Here is a 17570-nt window from a genome sequence, read left to right on the forward strand (position 1 = left end):
TTTTTTGATTTATTATGAAATGGCTTTTACCGTAAATTTGAAAGTATAAGTCCGGTTCGACGGGAGGGTAAACTCATCATGCGTCGGAGCTCCCCAGCTGTCGTCGCCCCCAACACCCATCTGCTTGTAATTGACTCGCAGCACCGTATGCTGGCTTGGCGGCAGCTTATGCGGATGATCGTGTGCCTCAAGCTCCTGCGGCGTCCACGGCAGAGCGCACACCTCCATCAGCGGAGAAGCTTCGATGCGCAGACCCGGGCCCTTCGCACCTTGTGTCAGGCAGGCGTAGCGGACATCGGTTTTGTTGCCGCACTCCTGTGGCCGAAGGTATGGCACGAACTGGTCATGGACAGTTCCGCTGAACAGGCCAACCCGTGCCCCGGTTTTGCGGTCCCAGTAGTTATCGTGCGGGCCGCGTCCGTACCAGGTGATCGTATCCAATTGGCCGTGCAATATGAACATCATGCCGATTTCAGGGATTTCCGGCAGGCTGCTGCCAGGCACTAGCTCTTCGCAAACCTCCATCGTCCCGTCCGGGAGGATGCGGTATTCGATGGTGAGGGCAGTAAAAGGTGCAGTGTCCAGAATGTAACGGCTCGTGATGACACAGCCCTCCCCATCCTGTTTCCACGAGAATCCATGCAGCTGCCGGTTGTCCGGCGCATTTCTCCATACTTGGCAGCGTTCGTGCAGCTTGTTCCCTAAATCATTGTCCGTGACCGCGCGCCAGAAGTTCGGCCGAACCGGCTCTGCCAGCTGCTCCTTGCCGTTTAAGGCATACGAGACGAGTTCTCCCGTGCTCTGGCTAAATCTCAGGACAACGTGTTTGGCGGAAACCAACAGCTCGCCATCATGCTCACTGACTGTCAATGCTGCGGTGTCATCAAGCACAGAAAACTCCCTTCTGAAGTAAGGCGCGAGCGTAAACTGCTCCCATGCGACCTCATGTCCGGCTTCCGCCCATTTCGTCCCGTGCAGCGTTGCCAGGGAGACGGTCAGAATGGCTTCCTGCCCGCGGGAATCTATCGGAAGATAAGGTACGACGATCTCCGTACTTTCCCCCGGCGGGAGACGGAGTTCAACGGTCCCGTTCGACGCTGGCACGCCATCCAACTGTACTTCCCAATTCAGCGCATATTCGCGAAGATCTGTAAACAAGTACTGATTCTGTACCCGGATCCGCCCTTGCTGCAGGTTCACGCTTTCGAACTTGACGTTCTGATAGCATTTCTTCACCTCGTCCAGCTTTGGCGTCACGGTACGGTCGGCGAAGATCAGCCCGTTGCCGCAGAAATTTCCGTCATGCGGCGATTCCCCGAAATCTCCGCCGTAGGCCATATATTCGGTGCCGTCCGGCGTTCTTGCACGGATCGCCTGATCGACCCAGTCCCAAATAAAAGCGCCCTGTAAAATGTCATAGCGGTCGAACAGCTCGGTATATAGATGGAGCCCGCCGCAGGAATTCCCCATAGCATGGCTGTATTCGCAGAGAATATATGGCTTTTGCGGATTGTTTCTTGCGTACTGCTCTACCTCTTTCGGCTTGATGTACATTGTGGACTCGATATCGGATGCCGCGTCGGAAGCCCGGTAATGGAAAATCCCTTCATAATGCACCAGCCTTGTCGGGTCAGCTTGCTTCAGGAAATCATGCATAGCGATAAAATTGTCGCCGCCGAACGATTCGTTGCCCAGCGACCAGATGACGACCGACGGATGATTCTTGTCCCGCTGGAACATGGAGTTGCAGCGATCCAGCACGTTGGCCCGCCATTCCGGCCTGCTGGCGGGAACGTTGCGGTCGTTAAGCTCTTTTTGCCCATATTCCCATGAACCGTGCGTTTCCAAATTGGTTTCGTCAATCACGTACAGTCCGTATTCGTCGCATAGTTCGTACCATAACGACTGGTTCGGATAATGGGACGTTCTGACGGCATTGATGTTGTAGGCTTTCATCAGTTCAATGTCCCGGATCATCTCATGTTTCGTGATCGCTCTTCCTTTGTCGCAGGAAAATTCATGGCGGTTGACGCCCTTGAAAACGATCCGCTTGCCGTTGATTTTCATTAATCCGTCCTTCAGCTCAAACGTACGGAAGCCGACTTTGCAGCTGACGGTCTCCAGCAATCGTCCGGCATCGTCCTTCACGGAGAGAACCAGCGTATAAAGATACGGCGTCTCGGCGCTCCACTTGAACGGATTCCGAACAGGGGCAGACAATGCCAGCTGCTGCTCGCTTCTTTCTTGAAAAGAGGCGGTGGCTATGCAAGGGACATCCCATACGGGCTTCTGCTCGGCATCGTATAATTGCATTTCCAGCGAGCATTTGCTTTTTGCCTCGAAATAGTCCGTAAGCTTGGCGTCCAGCTGCAGCTGGGCATCCGCATAATGTTCATCCAGCTCGGCCCTTACGAAGAAGTCGGAAACATGCACCGCCGGAGCAGAATACAGATAGACATCGCGAAAAATGCCGCTTAGCCGCCAAAAATCCTGGTCCTCCAGCCAACTGGCATCACACCAGCGATATACCTCTACGGCCAGCTTGTTCTCTCCAGCGGTAAGATAGGCGGTGATATCGAACTCGGCGGGAGTAAACGTGTCCTCGCTATAGCCGACGAGCTCTCCGTTCACCCAGACGTAGAAGGCGGACTCGACCCCTTGGAAACTAAGGAAAACGGGCTGGCCTTGCCAGGCCTCCGGAACCGTAAACGTTCGGATGTACGAGCCCACCGGATTATACCGTGTCGGCGCAAAAGGCGGCTGGAGCTCTGGCTCCGATTCTGCCCACGGATAGCGAACATTCGTGTATTGCGGATAATCGTAGCCATGGAATTGCCAGTGTGAAGGCACAGGAAGCTCCGCCCAGCTGCTGGAGTCATAGTCCAGCTTGTAAAAATCCTTGCACCGCTGCTCTGGGGTCTCCGCAAAGGCAAATTTCCAGGTGCCGTTCAGCGGCATATAGTAGGCCGAAGCTGTTTTATTTCCGGCTAGCGCCTCCTCAACTGTAGAGTAAGGCATCATGGAGGCATGGGCTTCCATGCGGTTGATCTGGAATATTTCCGGGTTGTTGTTCCACTCGGGGTATCCATTGGCAGGCGGTTGATAGACGAGTTTCTGGCGCACGATTACCACTCCCTTTTTTGATCAATTGTTGATATATTCATATTATAGATTCCATAGAATAGGATTGATATATAAGGATTTTCTTCATTTATATCACAATATGAAACGAGGCATGTACGTGGAAAGCAAGATGATTTTCTGCAATCCGCAGGAGGCGCTGCTCTTGCCGCTGTATGCGACAACAATTGGCTACTGGGAACATCAGTCCGAGACCGTCAGACCGGACGGTTTTCCTGATTATCAGCTTCATCAGGTTCTGGACGGCAAAGGGGAGTTGATCATTAAAGGGCAGAGTTATATTGTCGGCCCAGGGGATGTCTTCTTCCTGTATCCTGGCGTGACGCATCAATATGCTCCGATCAGCCGGCAATGGCAGGTGGCTTGGGTTTCCTTCAATGGAAGAGATGCTGGACAAATGCTGCTCCATGCGGGAATCAGCGAATCCGGTCCGAAGAGGCTAAAGGAGGAGAACTGGCTGCATGAGCTGAAGGAGCTGCTGCTTCAGGATGAGAATGAACCGTACGCTCCTCTGGAGCATTCCAAACTGCTGTATGCTTTGCTGGTGGATTTGAAAAGAACGCTGCAGCTGCCGTTGAACCGGGATCATGACATGGAACGGATCAAGCCCGTCCTGCAGCATATCGACAGAAATCTTCACGAGGCCCTGCAGTTGAAGGATTTGGCTGAGGTGATCTCCGTTTCCCCGCAGTATCTGTGCCGATTGTTTCAGAACACGATGCAGCTTCGTCCGATAGAATACGTGAATCAGCAGCGGGTGAATCGGAGCAAGCAGCTGATGTTCAGCGAACGGGACAAGAAGGTATATGAAATAGCGCGGCAGGTTGGCTTTGATAATACGAGCTATTTTTGCTCCGTGTTTCGGCAGGTATCCGGGATGAGCCCCAAGGAATTCATGAGTTTGCACGGACTGTGAGGTTGTCTGGATAAAGGGTATGATTACTAGTCTATACGGACCGTGAGCTGGCATGGATCGTTCATTTGCAAGGACCGTGGGCTCCGTGTAGACTCGGAGTTCAACCCTGGCATTGGTAAAAATAAGTGCAGCGAATGAGGGCTCGAATGGGCGAGTGCAATCAAATGCCAAAAACGGAGCTGTCTATAGTCATAGCTTCAATGACTAGAGGCAGCTCCGCGGTTTATTACCTCAGAAAGTACTTCGATGGAACTGTGTCTTACAGCGGGTCAAGGCGGAACAGCGCTGCGCCATGAGGTGCTACGTTCGCGCAGAGGCTGTCTTTGACGACGGCGGTCTCGCCCGTCCACAGCTCCTTAGCCTGAACAGAGGCAGCGGCGCCTAATGCTTGGAGCGGAAGGCTGAACTCAAGCGGATTCTCGCCGGTATTGAAGCAGGCGACATATAGACAGCCATTTGCTCCGTCGGCTCCCCAGACGATGTGGTTTCCCTCCCTCTTGAGCAATCTGGCGCCCGAGCTGGATTGATGCATCTCCAGCACATCGCGATTGGTAAGCAGCGACAACGTCCATTCGTCGTTGTCTCTCAGCTCTCCGCCAAAGAAAAGCGGAGACCGGAACAAGCACCACAGAGACATCATCGTCAGCTGCTCCTCGCGGGTAAACCGGGTCCAGCGGTCGGACCCGCCGCCATCTACGGAACGAATGCCGATATGTCCCAGCGGCAGCATGTCGCAGTCGGGCCAGCAGCCTTCCGTTGATTTGCCCTGCCATCGCTCGCAGCGGTCGAACATGTCGAGCAGCAGATCCCAGCGATCCCAGAAGTCATCCGTCATTCTCCACATATTCGCGTTTTGCGAAAGGAAATCCGCATACTCGACCGGCGCTGGTCCAGGTGACAGGCTCAGCACCATCGGCCGTCCGCAACGGTCAATCGCGCGGCGGATCAGCTCGATTTCAGGCAGATGCGTATCGTAAAGCCGCGAAGCGGCGATGTCGTCAACCTTCACGAAATCAACGCCCCATTCGGCGTATAACTCGAACAACGAATCGTAGTAGGCCTGAGCACCTTCCTTGGCTGCATCCACGCCATACATATCCGTATTCCAGGGACAAATGGAGTTAGGATGGGCGATATCGCGCGCGGTAACGGTTGTGTTCTTAATCGGAGTGCCCGCATGAACGGCCTGACGCGGTACCCCGCGCATGATATGGATGCCGAATTTCAGGCCGAGCTGGTGAACATAGTCGGCCAGCGGCTGGAAGCCCCGGCCGTTCGCGGCCGAAGGGAAGCGGTTCTCCGCCGGCATGAGCCTAGCATATTCATCCATGACCAGCGGCACGAACGGACGATATATGGACGAATTGGCATCAGGTTCATACCATTGAATGTCAACAACAATCGTATCCCAGCCATACTCCTTCAGGTGCTGGGCCATATAATCGGCATTCCCGCGCACCTCCGCTTCGGTGACAGCGGCTCCATAACAATCCCAGCTGTTCCACCCCATCGGCGGGGTAGGGGCAAATAAATGATGATCCATAATGAGTTCCTCCAGTCCAGGTTCCAAATTTGTGATGAAATAGAATTGCTATCATAAATTAATCATAATATTCTATAACAATAGCTATCTACAACAATTTAGGAACACGCATAGTACAAAATTGCTGTTCTATCTCCTGGAGAAATCTCTAATCGAAGAAAAGCCGGTCATACTGCAGAGCATGACTGCCCGAACGGAAGGACCCGGGGGTCTGTCCCGTGAATTTCTGGAATACTTTGATATAATAGCTTCCTGACGAATAACCGACCTTGCCGGCAATCGTCTCGATGCTCCAATCGGTAGATTGCAACAGCTCGATCGACCGTTCAATTCTTTTCCGGTTAACATAGTCGTTCGGAGTAACGCCGAGATGCTTCGTAAACGTCCGCAGGAAATGGAATTTCGATAAGCCCAGCTGCCCGGCGAGCTGATCGAGGCCGATCATGCAGCTGTAATGCGTATCAAGGAACCGAACGGCTTCGCGGACGGCCAGCGGCCAATGCTCTTGTTCACGGTAGCGATCGGAAGCGGCTCTTCTCAGTTCGATCAAAAACTGGTACACATATGAGGAGGCGACATACGGATCCGTGATATTGCCGCCATGCGCTTCGTCGAATAGCATCTTGAGCCGTTGGATCGGCATACCATCGGGATTCAGATATGGCGTGGTGCCGAGGAGGGAAACAATCTCTTTCCAGAGCGGCAGCGCTGTGCGCGGACGTATCAGTAAAAAATAGAACTCCCACGGTTCCCCGCTTGTCTTAGGGTAATAATAGTGGTGGCTGCTCGGAATCTCGGCGAGAAACGCCCGTCCAGCATCCATTCTCGTAATAGTTCCGTAGCTTTGCTCTGCAGCAGCTTCTTCAACATCTCTATCCTTATCTAGCCCCCCGCGATCCCTGCGTCTAGCATCACCTTTATCCACGGTCTCAAAAACACCCTCCCCTTGAACGGTGTATTGGAATATAAGCAAAGGGCCATCTGTCCGTGTCAGACCATCCCAATAATACTGCGGGTTATCTACAAGCTCATGTCCTACCGCAAACAGGCCGCATAACGGAAGATGGGGAGCGTCGTTAAATCTGAAACCATAGGTTCCCCAGGCTGTTTCTGCTTCTGAGTTCATAACCTGTCGTGCCTCCTACTGGTACTTTCAATTGCTCAACCGTATGACTTCGATGAATTACACTCGTAAATATCCATAGGATAGCATATTTTGGCGATGGAGATGGAGATGGAGTAGTAGTAGTAGTGGTAGAGGAGGAGGAGGAGGAGGAGGCCCTTGCGAGGGATATGTGCGGAACGGACCCTGGTTCCGCTAATTGTCTCTTTTTCGCAAAATCGGAGCGCTAACGGACACAGAAGGCGCTATTTAGTGAAAATGACCATGGACCCCAGTGATTCTACACGAATAAGGTCCACTGTGTCCGTTAGATCTAGAAAAAGCAGCATATTTGCGAAATAGCGGAACCAGGATCCGTAAGAGATCAGCCCAAACCAAGTTACTTTTCGAACACCGATGTCCTAGCAAACTAACGAATCTATTGTCCTCTTCTAGAGTTCTTCCTCATTTGCGCCAACCTTTGCAATACCTAAGGGACCCTAGCTCCGCTAATTGCCGCTTTCTCGCAAAATCGGAGCGCTAACGGACACAGAAGGCGCTATTTAGTGAAAATGACCATGGACCCCAGTGATTCTACACGAATAAGGTCCGCTGTGTCCGTTAGATCTAGAAAAAGCAGCATATTTGCGAAATAGCGGAACCATGATCCGTAAGAGATCAGCCCAAACCAAGTTACTTTTCGAACACCGATGTCCTTACAAACTAACGAATTTATTGTCCTCTTCTAGAGTTCTTCCTCATTTGCGCCAAACTTTGCAATACCTAAGGGACAGCATATCTGGAGCCTGTTAAAGCGTGCGCTCTTTAATGCTGCCTGGTGGCTATAATGGGTTTTTGCCGAGCCACATTGGCATTTCTGCAAAGCCGCATTGGCGTTCTGCCGAGCCACATTGGCATTTCTGCAAAGCCACATTGGCGTTTCTGCTGAGCCGCATTGGCGTTCTGCTGAGCCGCTGTACTGATTAGCCATTAAGGGTGACGGCATTGATTTTCTTGTATTCATTAGGGGTCACGCCAACGATGCGTTTGAACAATTTGTTAAAATAAGCCGGATCAGGGTACCCCACTCCGCAGCCGATCTCATGGATCTTCATGTCGGGGCTTGTTTTGAGCAAATGCTTCGCCTTCTTGATGCGCACCTCGATCAAGTAATCGGTAATGGTCATGCCGGTCTCGTTCTTGAACAGCTTGCTGAGATAGCTGGGGGTCAGGTAGACCATCGAGGCCAGGCTGCCAAGTTCGGTTTGCTGATCGTAATGCTCTTGAATCCAGCGTTTCACCGTTTCAACGGATTTGTCTGCCATTTGCAGGCGGGTTGCCCTGATCATTTCGAGCCCCTTGAGAAAATGAGAGAAGAACAGGCTCTTAAGCTCGGCAAAAGCCAAGCAGGACAGCATGCGCTCCTCCAACTGCTCTTCGGCGGCAGGAGGGTTTGCCGATTTCCATTCCGGCAGTTCCGCTAAGGCCGTATCGTGAATCAATCGGCATAAGGAGAGAATCGATTGCCGGGAAGCTTTGGCTTCTTTTGCCTGGCCGAACAATTTTTCTAAATCTGCTTTGACTAACGGGATATCCAAGATCTGCATATGTTCGCTAAGCTTTTCTCTTATGCTGATGAACCAGTCGGTGAAATCGGGGTCTGGCTGGGGCAGATCGTCATGATGGTAGTAGCTCCAGGCTGAATAATCATATAGCCCGTAATCACATGCCCGAACGGCCTCGCGGTAGGCTTCACTCAACTGGTTCGCCTCGCTATATCCCCGGCTGGAGCCAGCCTGGATGATGCCGATGGGAGCAAGGGCTGGCTTCAGCCGGTGAGCGAGCTGTCTTATCACCTTCGCATCGGGATCATCGGTATAATAACTGACAAGCGCCAGCATGCCATCGTCAGTCTCGACGATATCTACGGTACCGTACAAGCCCGCAACGGCGTCGTTCAACTGCTCGCGGAGCACCTCGATATGGCGGCTGCGCAGCACATGCACAGCAAAGTAGGGCAGCGGCAAATGCAGTTCAGGCAGCTTGCTGCAGAGGGAAGAGAAGCTTTTGAAATAAGAAAGCAGTACCCCGGAGCGCAGGCGCTGCTCTTTTCCCAAGCAGGCTTCCTTTTCTTCGTGCAGCGTATAGAGCAGCTTGAACAGCTGCTTCTTGTTGATCGGCTTGAGCAGGTAATCCACCGCGGAACAACGCAGCGCCTGACGGGCATATTCAAAATCAGTGAATCCGCTCATGATAATGCACCGGATTTCCGGCTGAACAGATTTAAGCCGCTTAATCAGCTCCAATCCGTCGACCAGCGGCATGCGAATGTCGGTAATAACGACATCGATATCCGAGGCCGTGATAAAATCCAGCGCATCTTGTCCATTGGAGAAAACGCCGGTCACGACAAAGGCTTCGTTTTCCTTGGTGATGATTTTAGCTACTCCCTCGCGAATTGAGGATTCGTCATCGACAATAACCATCCGAAGCATCAAATTACCTCCCCGTAACGAATACGATGTTCTTCTTCCAGGAGACCTGTAATTTTTAAAGTTACCGCGGTGCCTTTCCCAGGCCGGCTGTCTACGCTCAAGCTCGATGCGTTGCCGTAGTGCAAGCGTACCCTTTCATTGACATTGCGCAAGCCTATGCCGAATTTATCGATTTTTCCATCAGTCAAGCTGTGGTTCAATTGAGCCAGGGTTTCTTCATCCATGCCGACGCCGTCATCGCGAATTTCGAAGATGGCATCCAATCCTTCATTCCAGGCATTGATTGTGATGGTTCCCGGCTTCTCCTGCTTCTCCAGTCCGTGGAACACGGCATTTTCAACAATGGGCTGAAAAACCAGCTTTATGATCGGCAGATGATAGAAGTGCTGCGGAACCTCAATCCGGAAATCCAATTTGTCCGGAAACCGGATTTGCAGCAGCTGCAAATAGTTGCGGACATGCCGGAGCTCCTGTTCGACGGTTACGGTCTCATCACTGCGCGTAATGCTATACCTCAGCAGCAGGCCAAGCAGATAGGTGAGCTCGGCGACGCGGTCGTCGTCGTTCAGCTCAGCCAGCATGCGGATCGATTCCAGCGTATTATATATAAAATGCGGATTGATCTGGTTTTGAAGCGCCAGCATATCCGCTTTTTGTTTGCTCTTCTCAGTTTCGTACACCTCCTGCAGCAGCCCTTTGACCCGGTCGATCATCCGGTTAAAATGACTGCCGAGCCGGCCGATTTCGTCGTTGTATTTGACCTCAACGTGTACGTCGAGGTTGCCGCGCTGCACCTGTTTCATTAACCGCACCGTACGGGTCAGCGGCTTGGTCAGAGCGTAGGAGATGAAGATGGCTACCGCCAGGGCAAAGAAAACAATGAGCAACGCGGTAATGATAAGGGCGTTGCGGCTTTGCTTCATTGGGGCGAGCAGCTCGGTTAGCGGGATATAGGAAATGGTTTTCCATCCGGTACTGGCAGATGAGCTGTAGACCGAGATGTACGGCTTGCCCTCGATGTCCAGCTCGAAATAACCGCGCGGCCCGGAAGCTTGCTTTAATAGAGCGCTGCCGCTTAAGTCTTTGCCCAGCATAGCGGGATCGGAGTTGTACACGACTCTGCCGTTCTCATCCACGATCCAGGTATTTCCGTGCGTAACGGTGTTCAGCGGCTCGATGATTTCCTCGAATAGGCGGATATCCACATCGATCACGATGATTCCGATGTTCTTCAGTGTACTGACGGACTGGATGGAGCGCATGATGGTAAATACCTGCCGCTGTTCAGAGCCGTTAACCCGAATCGGGTGGGTTCCGAGCAGCACGGGGGAGACGCCGGCCTCGCGCGTCCGGATCTCCCATGCTGCCCGTCTCTCTTCCGGATATATTTCGTTGATCCCGGGCTTCGCATTATAAAAAGTTTTCCCGAAGCGGTCAGTCAAGTAAACGCCGGCAATTTCCTCCTTCATATTTGCCAGATACATCAGAAACATATTGATGCTCGCACTTTTATCCCAATCCGTCTCGCGCTGATCCAGATGCTTCTCGACGTCCTTGTTGTAGAGCGGCAGGATGGTGTACCTCTTCAGGTCGGCGATGTAGCGATCCACTTTATCCATGGCATTGTCGGTCATTTGGCCGGCTGAGCTTGTCATGTTGCTCAGGATCGAGCTGGAGTTCGCCCGGTACGAAGCGTAGCTAACGTACGTAATCGGCAAGGAGATGAGGAATACGAAGATGATGACCAGCTTTTTTTGCATGGACAGGTTAGCGAACAATACCCAGGTTTTGCGGCATAGATAGAAAACGGATGAAATCATAGGCTGCCATCCTCCTGCAGAAATTGCCGGTTATTTTACGGCGCCGCTGGTCACGCCTTCAAAAATGTACTTCTGAAGCACGAAATACAAGACGACAGTCGGCAGCAAAATCAATAATATTGCCGCACTGATCAGGTTCCAGTCAGCGATGTTCACACCCTGAAAGCGCATGAGCACCGTTGTCACCACGCCAAGGCTTTGCTTCGGCATGTAAAGATAAGGCGTGTACATGTCGTTGTAAATGCTGATCGACTTGAGAATGACGAGTGTGGCTGTCGCCGGGGTCAGCAGCGGAAAAATAATCGAGCGATAAATCCGGAATAGCGAGGCACCTTCCGCCATGGCATTCTCATCGAGATCGACCGGAATGTTGCGGATGAACTGCAGGTACAGAATAATCTGAATGACGTCGGCTCCTATATACAGAATAATGGGCGCTCCCAGCGTATTATACAGTCCAAGCTGCTTAATGATTCCGAACGTGGCGACCTGGGTCGTAATGCTCGGAATGACCGTAGCGAATAAGTAGGCGCTAAACACCGCTTTTTTCAGCTTGAAAGTAAATCTGCCCAGCACGTAAGCGACCATGGTTCCAAAAATGATATTGAAGACAAGGGCAACGCAGATCATGATCAGCGTATTGGCGAACCCGTTCAGCAGCCCGCCTCGCTCGAATACGATTTTGAAATTGTCGAAGTTGAGAAAGCTGTCAGGCAGCGCCATTGTGCTTGCCGTATTGAATTCATCACTGGACTTGAAGGAGTTCACGATGATGACATAGGGAGGAAACAGGACGACGAATACGCCGATCAGCAGGGACAAGTATTTGATGATGTCGAGTCCGCTATATTTTTTGCTGTTCATTTCGCGTTCCCCCCTCTGCTAAGGACAAATTGCTGAAGACCTACGACGACGATGACAAAAAACAGCAGGATGATGCTCATGGCCGAAGCCAAGCCGTAATGATTATAGGCGAACGCCGTCTCCACAACGCGCTGCACATAGGTTTGCGACGCTCCGGCTGGTCCGCCTTTAGTAAGGACGAAGGGCAGGTCGAAGACCTCGAGGGCACCGGTGACGGTGAGGAACAAATTCAACTGGATGACCGGTTTCATGTTGGGCAGGGTGATGCGCCAGAAGGTCTGCCAGGCATTGGCGCCGTCGATTTTGGCGGCTTCATAGATATCGCGCGGAATCGCCTGCAGAGAAGCAATATAAATGACCATGTTATAGCCCATGAACCGCCACAGTCCCGTCGAAGCCAGCGAATAGTTAACCAGGCCTGGCGTCCCGAGCCAGCTGGTTTCTCCTAGCTGCGTCAGCCCGACTGCCTGCAGCAGCAGATTTAGCGAGCCTTGCGTCGTATCGAACACGTAACCGAACATGAAGGCGACCGCGACGCCGTTCATGATGTAGGGGAGGAAGAGCAGCAGCCGAAACACGTTTCTCCCCCGCAGGCGGCCGTTCAAGAGAACGGCGAAATAAATCGCCACGATGTTTTGGACGATGCCCATCACAAAATAGGCAAAGTTGTGGGTGAACACCCCGAATATATCGGGATTAGAGAATACTTCCCTATAATTGGCCAGCCCTACCCAAGGCTTCTCCGGGCTATAGCCGTCCCAGTCGGTGAAGCTGAACCAGACGAGCTTCAGAGCCGGATAGTAGGTAAAGAGCAGCAGCAGCCCGACCGGAATGAGTAGAAAAGAGAAGATAATGATGTTTTTCTGCGTTTTATATGACAAGGTTCCGAACATTCCCGTATCCCTTCTTTCTATCCGCTGAATTGACAGCAAAATGGATTATCGCCAGACCGATAACCCATTTTGCATGCTGTTCAAGGTGATTGCCGATTCATGGATGGCAATTCATTAATAACCGAGATCCTTTTTAGCTTTGGCCCACGCTTTATTCCATTTATCAAGGACGGCTTGCGGATCTTTCGCCAGCACGAACTCCTGGGCAATGGCTGGCAGATCGATTTGCGCTTTGTTGGAAATTTCGATGACCTTCGGATCATCCGGCATGCCCTCCTGCAGATCTACTCCTGTTGCCTGGAATTCTGCGAGCTGGGTCAGCTTGGACTCGCGGCCTTCCAGCGGCGAGATGAACCCGGCGAAATCCTCATATCCGGAGTCCTCCAGCATCCAGGTCAGAAAGGCCTTGGCTGCCTCCAGGTTTTTGCTGTCCTTGCTGACGGCGTAGAAGAAGTCCGGGTTCAGGCCGGCCCGGATCTCGCCGGAGTTGTCGAAGGGTAGCGGGAAGAAACCGATATTATCCGATTCGGCTCCCACGCCGATGACTTGGTTAATGACCCAGTTCCCCAGGAAGTACATGCCCATTTTGCCGTTCGCCACGTCTTTTTTGGATTGCTCCCAGTTGGTGGAGTTAATGTCCTTCTCCAGATAACCTTTCTCCGCGAGCGTTCGCAGAAGGGACATGGCCTTGCCGTATCCGTTGTCCATCGAGAAAGGGGCTTCCATGTTGAGTCTCTCATTGGGGAAGTCCTTATTGTTCTCGATAACCCGCGGCAAATCGTAGACCCAGTTCCCCAGCGGCCATTTATCCTTGAAGTTGGAGGAGAGCGGAATAACGCCGTTTTGCTTCAGCTTTTCGCATGCAGCAAGGAATTCATCCCACGTCTTGGGGAGTTCGGTAATTCCGGCATCGGCGAAAGCTTTTTTGTTATACACGATTCCTGAGGTTGAATTCCCCGTCGTAATCCCGTACAGCTTGCCGTCATAAGACTTGAAATCTTTAAATGTGACCTCCGCACTTAGCTCCAGATCGTCGAGCGGAGCAAAATATTTGGGGAGATCCGAGTTGGGAATATCCGGAATGAACATTAAATCCGGCAGCTCACCGCTGGCCATGCGGACTTTGATTTGCTGGTTATAGTCCGTCTGGCTTGCTTCAAATTCAATGGTGATGTCCGGATATTTCTCGTTGAAGCGTTTGACGTAGTCGTCGTATTCTTTGCCGATCATGTCTGTCCGGTTGGTGAGGAAGGTGACCTTTCCGCTCAGTTTATTGGCTGTGTCTTTGCCGGCTGTGTTACTGTCCGAGGCATTCGATGCTCCTTCGTTTATTCCGGCGTTCGTGCCGCTGCTGGTATCTTTGCTGCCGCTACAGCCTGTTAGTATTGCAGTTAGCGCAAAAATCATCATGAATGCAATCCATAAACTGTTCTTTTTCATCCTCATATCGCCCCTCTTCTCATTTATTGATAGCGCTTACAGTTAAATTGTATAGGTATGTTATTTCACTTTAAATGTACTGGATTGTTATTTGTTGTCTTTAATTAACCTATTGTCGGGTTGTTGGTTGAATGGGGAAAAGTATGAATGGAATATTTGTTTTAAGATATATATAACAAAACAATAACAAAAACTATTGATAATGTAATATAATAAATTATAATTCATGAAAATTCTACTATGTTATTTGATGGAGGGCTTATGAGTATTCAACAGCAGGTATTAGATCAGTGGAGTTTTAAAGCATGTGATGAGACGAACTGGCTTTCCGCAGCGGTTCCAGGGACGGTTCATACGGATTTGCTGCGGCATGGCTTGATTCCGGATCCGTTTTACGGGACCCATGAGCATGATTTGCAGTGGATCGACAAGAAGGATTGGGAATATAAATCCAGCTTTGAGCTGCCTGAGAGCTGGGCGGCGGAAATGAATAGAATCCAGCTTATATTTGAAGGGCTTGATACATATGCGGATGTCTATGTAAACGGACAGCATGCGCTGTCTGCCGATAATATGTTCCGAGCTTGGCATATAGATGTAAAGGAGCTACTGCGCGCAGGAAGCAATGACGTTCTCGTCCGGTTCCGCTCGCCGATCAATGAGGATTTGCCAAAGCTCGAGGAGCTGGGATATGATCTGCCCGCGACAAATGACCAATCGGAATTAGGCGGGCTCGGGGAGCGCAAGGTCAGTATTTTTGCCCGTAAAGCGCCTTATCATTATGGCTGGGATTGGGGGCCGCGTTTTGTAACTAGCGGCATTTGGCGGGAGGTTCGTCTGGAGGGCTGGTCGGTTCCGAAAATCAGCGATTTATATATTCGCCAGGACGAGATAAGCAGTGAGATCGCCAGGCTGACGGCAGTAGTGGAAATTGAGGCTGTAGCGGGCTGGAATGGGCGGTTGCGTATTGGCACGGAGGGCATGACCTGGGAGCAGGAAGTTGCGTTAAGGCCGGGGCTGCAGACTTTGACGCTAGAGATGATGATTACTGATCCCAAGCTATGGTGGTGCCGCGGGCTTGGAGAGCCGTCGATGTATGCTTTCCAAGCGTCTTTGCTGCAGGGCGGAGAGACCGTATCGGATCGAACTGTGCGCACGGGCTTGCGCAGTATCGAGCTGGTGCGGGAGAAGGATGAGGCCGGGGCGTCATTTTATTTCAGGCTGAATGGTGTCCGGGTATTTATGAAAGGCGCTAACCATATTCCGAATGACAGTTTCGCGACGGAAGTGACGCGGGAGCGTTACCGTCATGAAATCGCCTCGGCGGTAGAGAGCAATATGAATATGCTGCGTGTATGGGGCGGTGGTATATATGAAGAAGAGGCATTTTATGAGCTATGCGATGAGAATGGACTGCTGGTCTGGCAGGATTTCATGTTCGCCTGCAGTATGTACCCTGGAGACGAGGCGTTCCTGAACAACGTGGCGGCTGAGGCTGAATACAACGTGAGACGCCTGCGGAATCACCCGTCCATCGCTTTATGGTGCGGCAATAACGAGATTGACTCCGCTTGGGCGCATTATGCCTGGGATAAAGGCTGGGGCTGGAAGGAGAAGCTGGACAGCGCTGAGCTTCGTGATAAAATCTGGGCGGATTACGAGGCTGTGTTCCACCGCATCCTGCCCGAGGCCGTCCATAAATGGGCGCCCGGCACCGATTATTGGCCGTCCTCTCCGCTGCGCAGCCTGACAGGGGATGAGAGCCAGCATGCCACTCAGATCACGGGTGAAGGCGATGTTCATTATTGGGGCGTATGGCATGCGGTAGAGCCGTTTGACAACTATAATCAGAAAATTGGCCGCTTTATGAGCGAATACGGTTTTCAATCTTTTCCCGAGCTGAAAACGGTGCTGGAGTATGCAGAGGAAGATCAGCTGGAGCTGGAATCCAAGGTGATGCTTGCTCACCAGAAAAACGGTAGAGGCAATCAGTTGATTAAGGAGTACATGAACCAATATTTGCCCGAACCGAAGGACTTCAAATCATTCCTGTACATGAGCCAGTTATTGCAGGCCCAGGCGATTCAGACAGCGATCGAGGCGCATCGCCGGAATAAGCCTTACTGCATGGGCACGCTGTACTGGCAGATGAACGACTGCTGGCCGGTCGCTTCCTGGGCGGGCATGGATTACTATGGACGCTGGAAGTCATTGCAGTATACGGTACGCCGCAGCTTCCAGGACGTCATGCTTTCGCTCGACGGTACCCGGGAAGGCGAAGTGGCGGTTTATCTCATTTCCGATCGTCAGGAGCCTGTTGCGGGTGTACTTAAACTGAGTCTGTTCGATTTTGACGGCCAACTGCTGCGCGAACTGAGCCGGGATGTGGCTATCGGTGCGGATGCTGCCGATATCGTGCTTCGGATCCAAACTAGCGAGTGGCTTGGCGCCCATGATCCAAAGCGCGTAGTATTGCTGGCTGAGCTGGAGGGGGACGGCACGATGCTAGATAGCAAGCCATATTATTTTGAATCATTCCGCGAAATCGAATGGCCGGAAGCTGCTGTTACGGTAGAGGAAATTCCGGGAAGCGAGGGCACTTCCTTCAGGTTGAAGACAGACGCTCTTGCAAGACAGGTTTGGCTCTCAGCAGAGGAAGAGGGGATATTTACCGATAACTTCTTCGATCTCATTCCGGGCGTGCCGCATACCGTCACATTCCGCCGCCGGAGCTCCGGCCATGCTGCTGCGTTTGTTCCGGGCAAGCCGGGAGCGTTAACGGTTAGATCGATGAGGGAATTCATCAGGTAGAGCTGTACAGCGCTGCATGTTGGCGGTTGGCTGGCGGCTGGCGCCATATATCCTACGAGGATAGTTTGTGCGAATGTGTGATTAGATTGTTAGGGGTTCTATGCAAATGAATGCGTAGCGAGTATACGTGTGTTGTGCCCTCTGTGCTTGAGCGTGATACTGATGTTGATATTGATGGGATAGGACACAGGTTCCGCTATTGGTGACAAAATGCCATAAAATGTTGTGCTTGCGGACACATGATCCTCTATTTGTTGATATCATCGTGAATCTTCGCTACTTTTCATCAAATAAGTGATCTGTGGTCCGATAGACATAGATCTATGTGCATTTTCGGTGAATAGGGGAATCTAAGTCCGTAAGGAATTCGATGGGAAGATGCTGTGTCCTGTTCGGGATATTGAGGATTTTCAATCAAGTCGCCAAACGCTGGACATCGCCCAGGCGTATCTCTCCCTGCATAGGGGCTGCACTGCATGATAGCAGCCGGTCAACTTAAGCAGCAAATCAATGTGCATACGAGGCGGAGATTTCACCCCCCCAGC

The 17570-nt window shown here is 51.7% G+C and carries 10 protein-coding genes; 2 read left to right on the top strand and 8 right to left on the bottom strand.

Features of this window, described 5'->3' with window-relative positions:
* Positions 1–12: 12 nt before the first annotated feature.
* Entirely contained in the window at positions 13–3123 is a 3111-nt protein-coding gene (locus tag MKX50_RS06565; RefSeq protein WP_339158852.1) for a glycoside hydrolase family 2 TIM barrel-domain containing protein, read from the bottom strand.
* 112 nt (positions 3124–3235) lie between these two features.
* On the opposite strand from MKX50_RS06565, the gene MKX50_RS06570 reads away from it, so the two are divergent.
* Positions 3236–4057 carry an AraC family transcriptional regulator gene (locus MKX50_RS06570; protein WP_339160031.1) on the top strand — a complete coding sequence of 274 codons (822 nt, stop codon included), beginning with the start codon at positions 3236–3238 and terminating at the stop codon, positions 4055–4057.
* A gap of 259 nt (positions 4058–4316) precedes the next feature.
* On the opposite strand, the gene MKX50_RS06575 is transcribed toward MKX50_RS06570, so the two are convergent.
* From MKX50_RS06575 to MKX50_RS06605, 7 genes are all read right to left on the bottom strand, one after another.
* Positions 4317–5600 (bottom strand): glycoside hydrolase family 27 protein, encoded by a 1284-nt coding sequence (locus MKX50_RS06575; RefSeq protein WP_213592506.1) that lies wholly within the window; start codon positions 5598–5600, stop codon positions 4317–4319.
* Between the two features lie 148 nt (positions 5601–5748).
* The gene (locus MKX50_RS06580; RefSeq protein WP_213592504.1) at positions 5749–6726 is read right to left on the bottom strand and encodes an AraC family transcriptional regulator; all 978 of its coding nucleotides are present in this window, start codon (positions 6724–6726) and stop codon (positions 5749–5751) included.
* 959 nt (positions 6727–7685) lie between these two features.
* Complete coding sequence (locus MKX50_RS06585) at positions 7686–9197, bottom strand: response regulator (protein WP_339158854.1); 1512 nt, start codon at positions 9195–9197, stop codon at positions 7686–7688.
* Positions 9197–11017, bottom strand: a complete 1821-nt coding sequence (locus MKX50_RS06590) for a sensor histidine kinase (RefSeq protein WP_213589340.1) — start codon at positions 11015–11017, stop codon at positions 9197–9199. Before MKX50_RS06590 ends, MKX50_RS06585 begins: the two co-directional genes overlap by 1 nt.
* A 30-nt stretch (positions 11018–11047) precedes the next feature.
* Complete coding sequence (locus tag MKX50_RS06595; RefSeq protein WP_339158857.1) at positions 11048–11881, bottom strand: carbohydrate ABC transporter permease; 834 nt, start codon at positions 11879–11881, stop codon at positions 11048–11050.
* Complete coding sequence (locus MKX50_RS06600; protein WP_339158858.1) at positions 11878–12774, bottom strand: sugar ABC transporter permease; 897 nt, start codon at positions 12772–12774, stop codon at positions 11878–11880. Before MKX50_RS06600 ends, MKX50_RS06595 begins: the two co-directional genes overlap by 4 nt.
* A 114-nt stretch (positions 12775–12888) precedes the next feature.
* Positions 12889–14214, bottom strand: a complete 1326-nt coding sequence (locus tag MKX50_RS06605; protein WP_339158860.1) for an extracellular solute-binding protein — start codon at positions 14212–14214, stop codon at positions 12889–12891.
* Between the two features lie 261 nt (positions 14215–14475).
* On the opposite strand from MKX50_RS06605, the gene MKX50_RS06610 reads away from it, so the two are divergent.
* Complete coding sequence (locus MKX50_RS06610) at positions 14476–17025, top strand: glycoside hydrolase family 2 protein (protein ID WP_339158862.1); 2550 nt, start codon at positions 14476–14478, stop codon at positions 17023–17025.
* The last annotated feature ends 545 nt before the right edge of the window (positions 17026–17570 follow it).

The organism is Paenibacillus sp. FSL W8-0186, from assembly GCF_037969765.1.
GTDB lineage: Bacteria > Bacillota > Bacilli > Paenibacillales > Paenibacillaceae > Fontibacillus > Fontibacillus woosongensis.

What these genes read in the sequence shown, in the direction of transcription:
- MKX50_RS06570 (WP_339160031.1), top strand. Translation starts at nt 3,236, where the DNA reads ATGTACGTGGAAAGCAAGATGATTTTCTGCAATCCGCAGGAGGCGCTG.
- MKX50_RS06575 (WP_213592506.1), bottom strand. Translation starts at nt 5,600, where the DNA reads ATGGATCATCATTTATTTGCCCCTACCCCGCCGATGGGGTGGAACAGC.
- MKX50_RS06580 (WP_213592504.1), bottom strand. Translation starts at nt 6,726, where the DNA reads ATGAACTCAGAAGCAGAAACAGCCTGGGGAACCTATGGTTTCAGATTT.
- MKX50_RS06585 (WP_339158854.1), bottom strand. Translation starts at nt 9,197, where the DNA reads ATGCTTCGGATGGTTATTGTCGATGACGAATCCTCAATTCGCGAGGGA.
- MKX50_RS06590 (WP_213589340.1), bottom strand. Translation starts at nt 11,017, where the DNA reads ATGATTTCATCCGTTTTCTATCTATGCCGCAAAACCTGGGTATTGTTC.
- MKX50_RS06595 (WP_339158857.1), bottom strand. Translation starts at nt 11,881, where the DNA reads ATGAACAGCAAAAAATATAGCGGACTCGACATCATCAAATACTTGTCC.
- MKX50_RS06600 (WP_339158858.1), bottom strand. Translation starts at nt 12,774, where the DNA reads ATGTTCGGAACCTTGTCATATAAAACGCAGAAAAACATCATTATCTTC.
- MKX50_RS06605 (WP_339158860.1), bottom strand. Translation starts at nt 14,214, where the DNA reads ATGAAAAAGAACAGTTTATGGATTGCATTCATGATGATTTTTGCGCTA.
- MKX50_RS06610 (WP_339158862.1), top strand. Translation starts at nt 14,476, where the DNA reads ATGAGTATTCAACAGCAGGTATTAGATCAGTGGAGTTTTAAAGCATGT.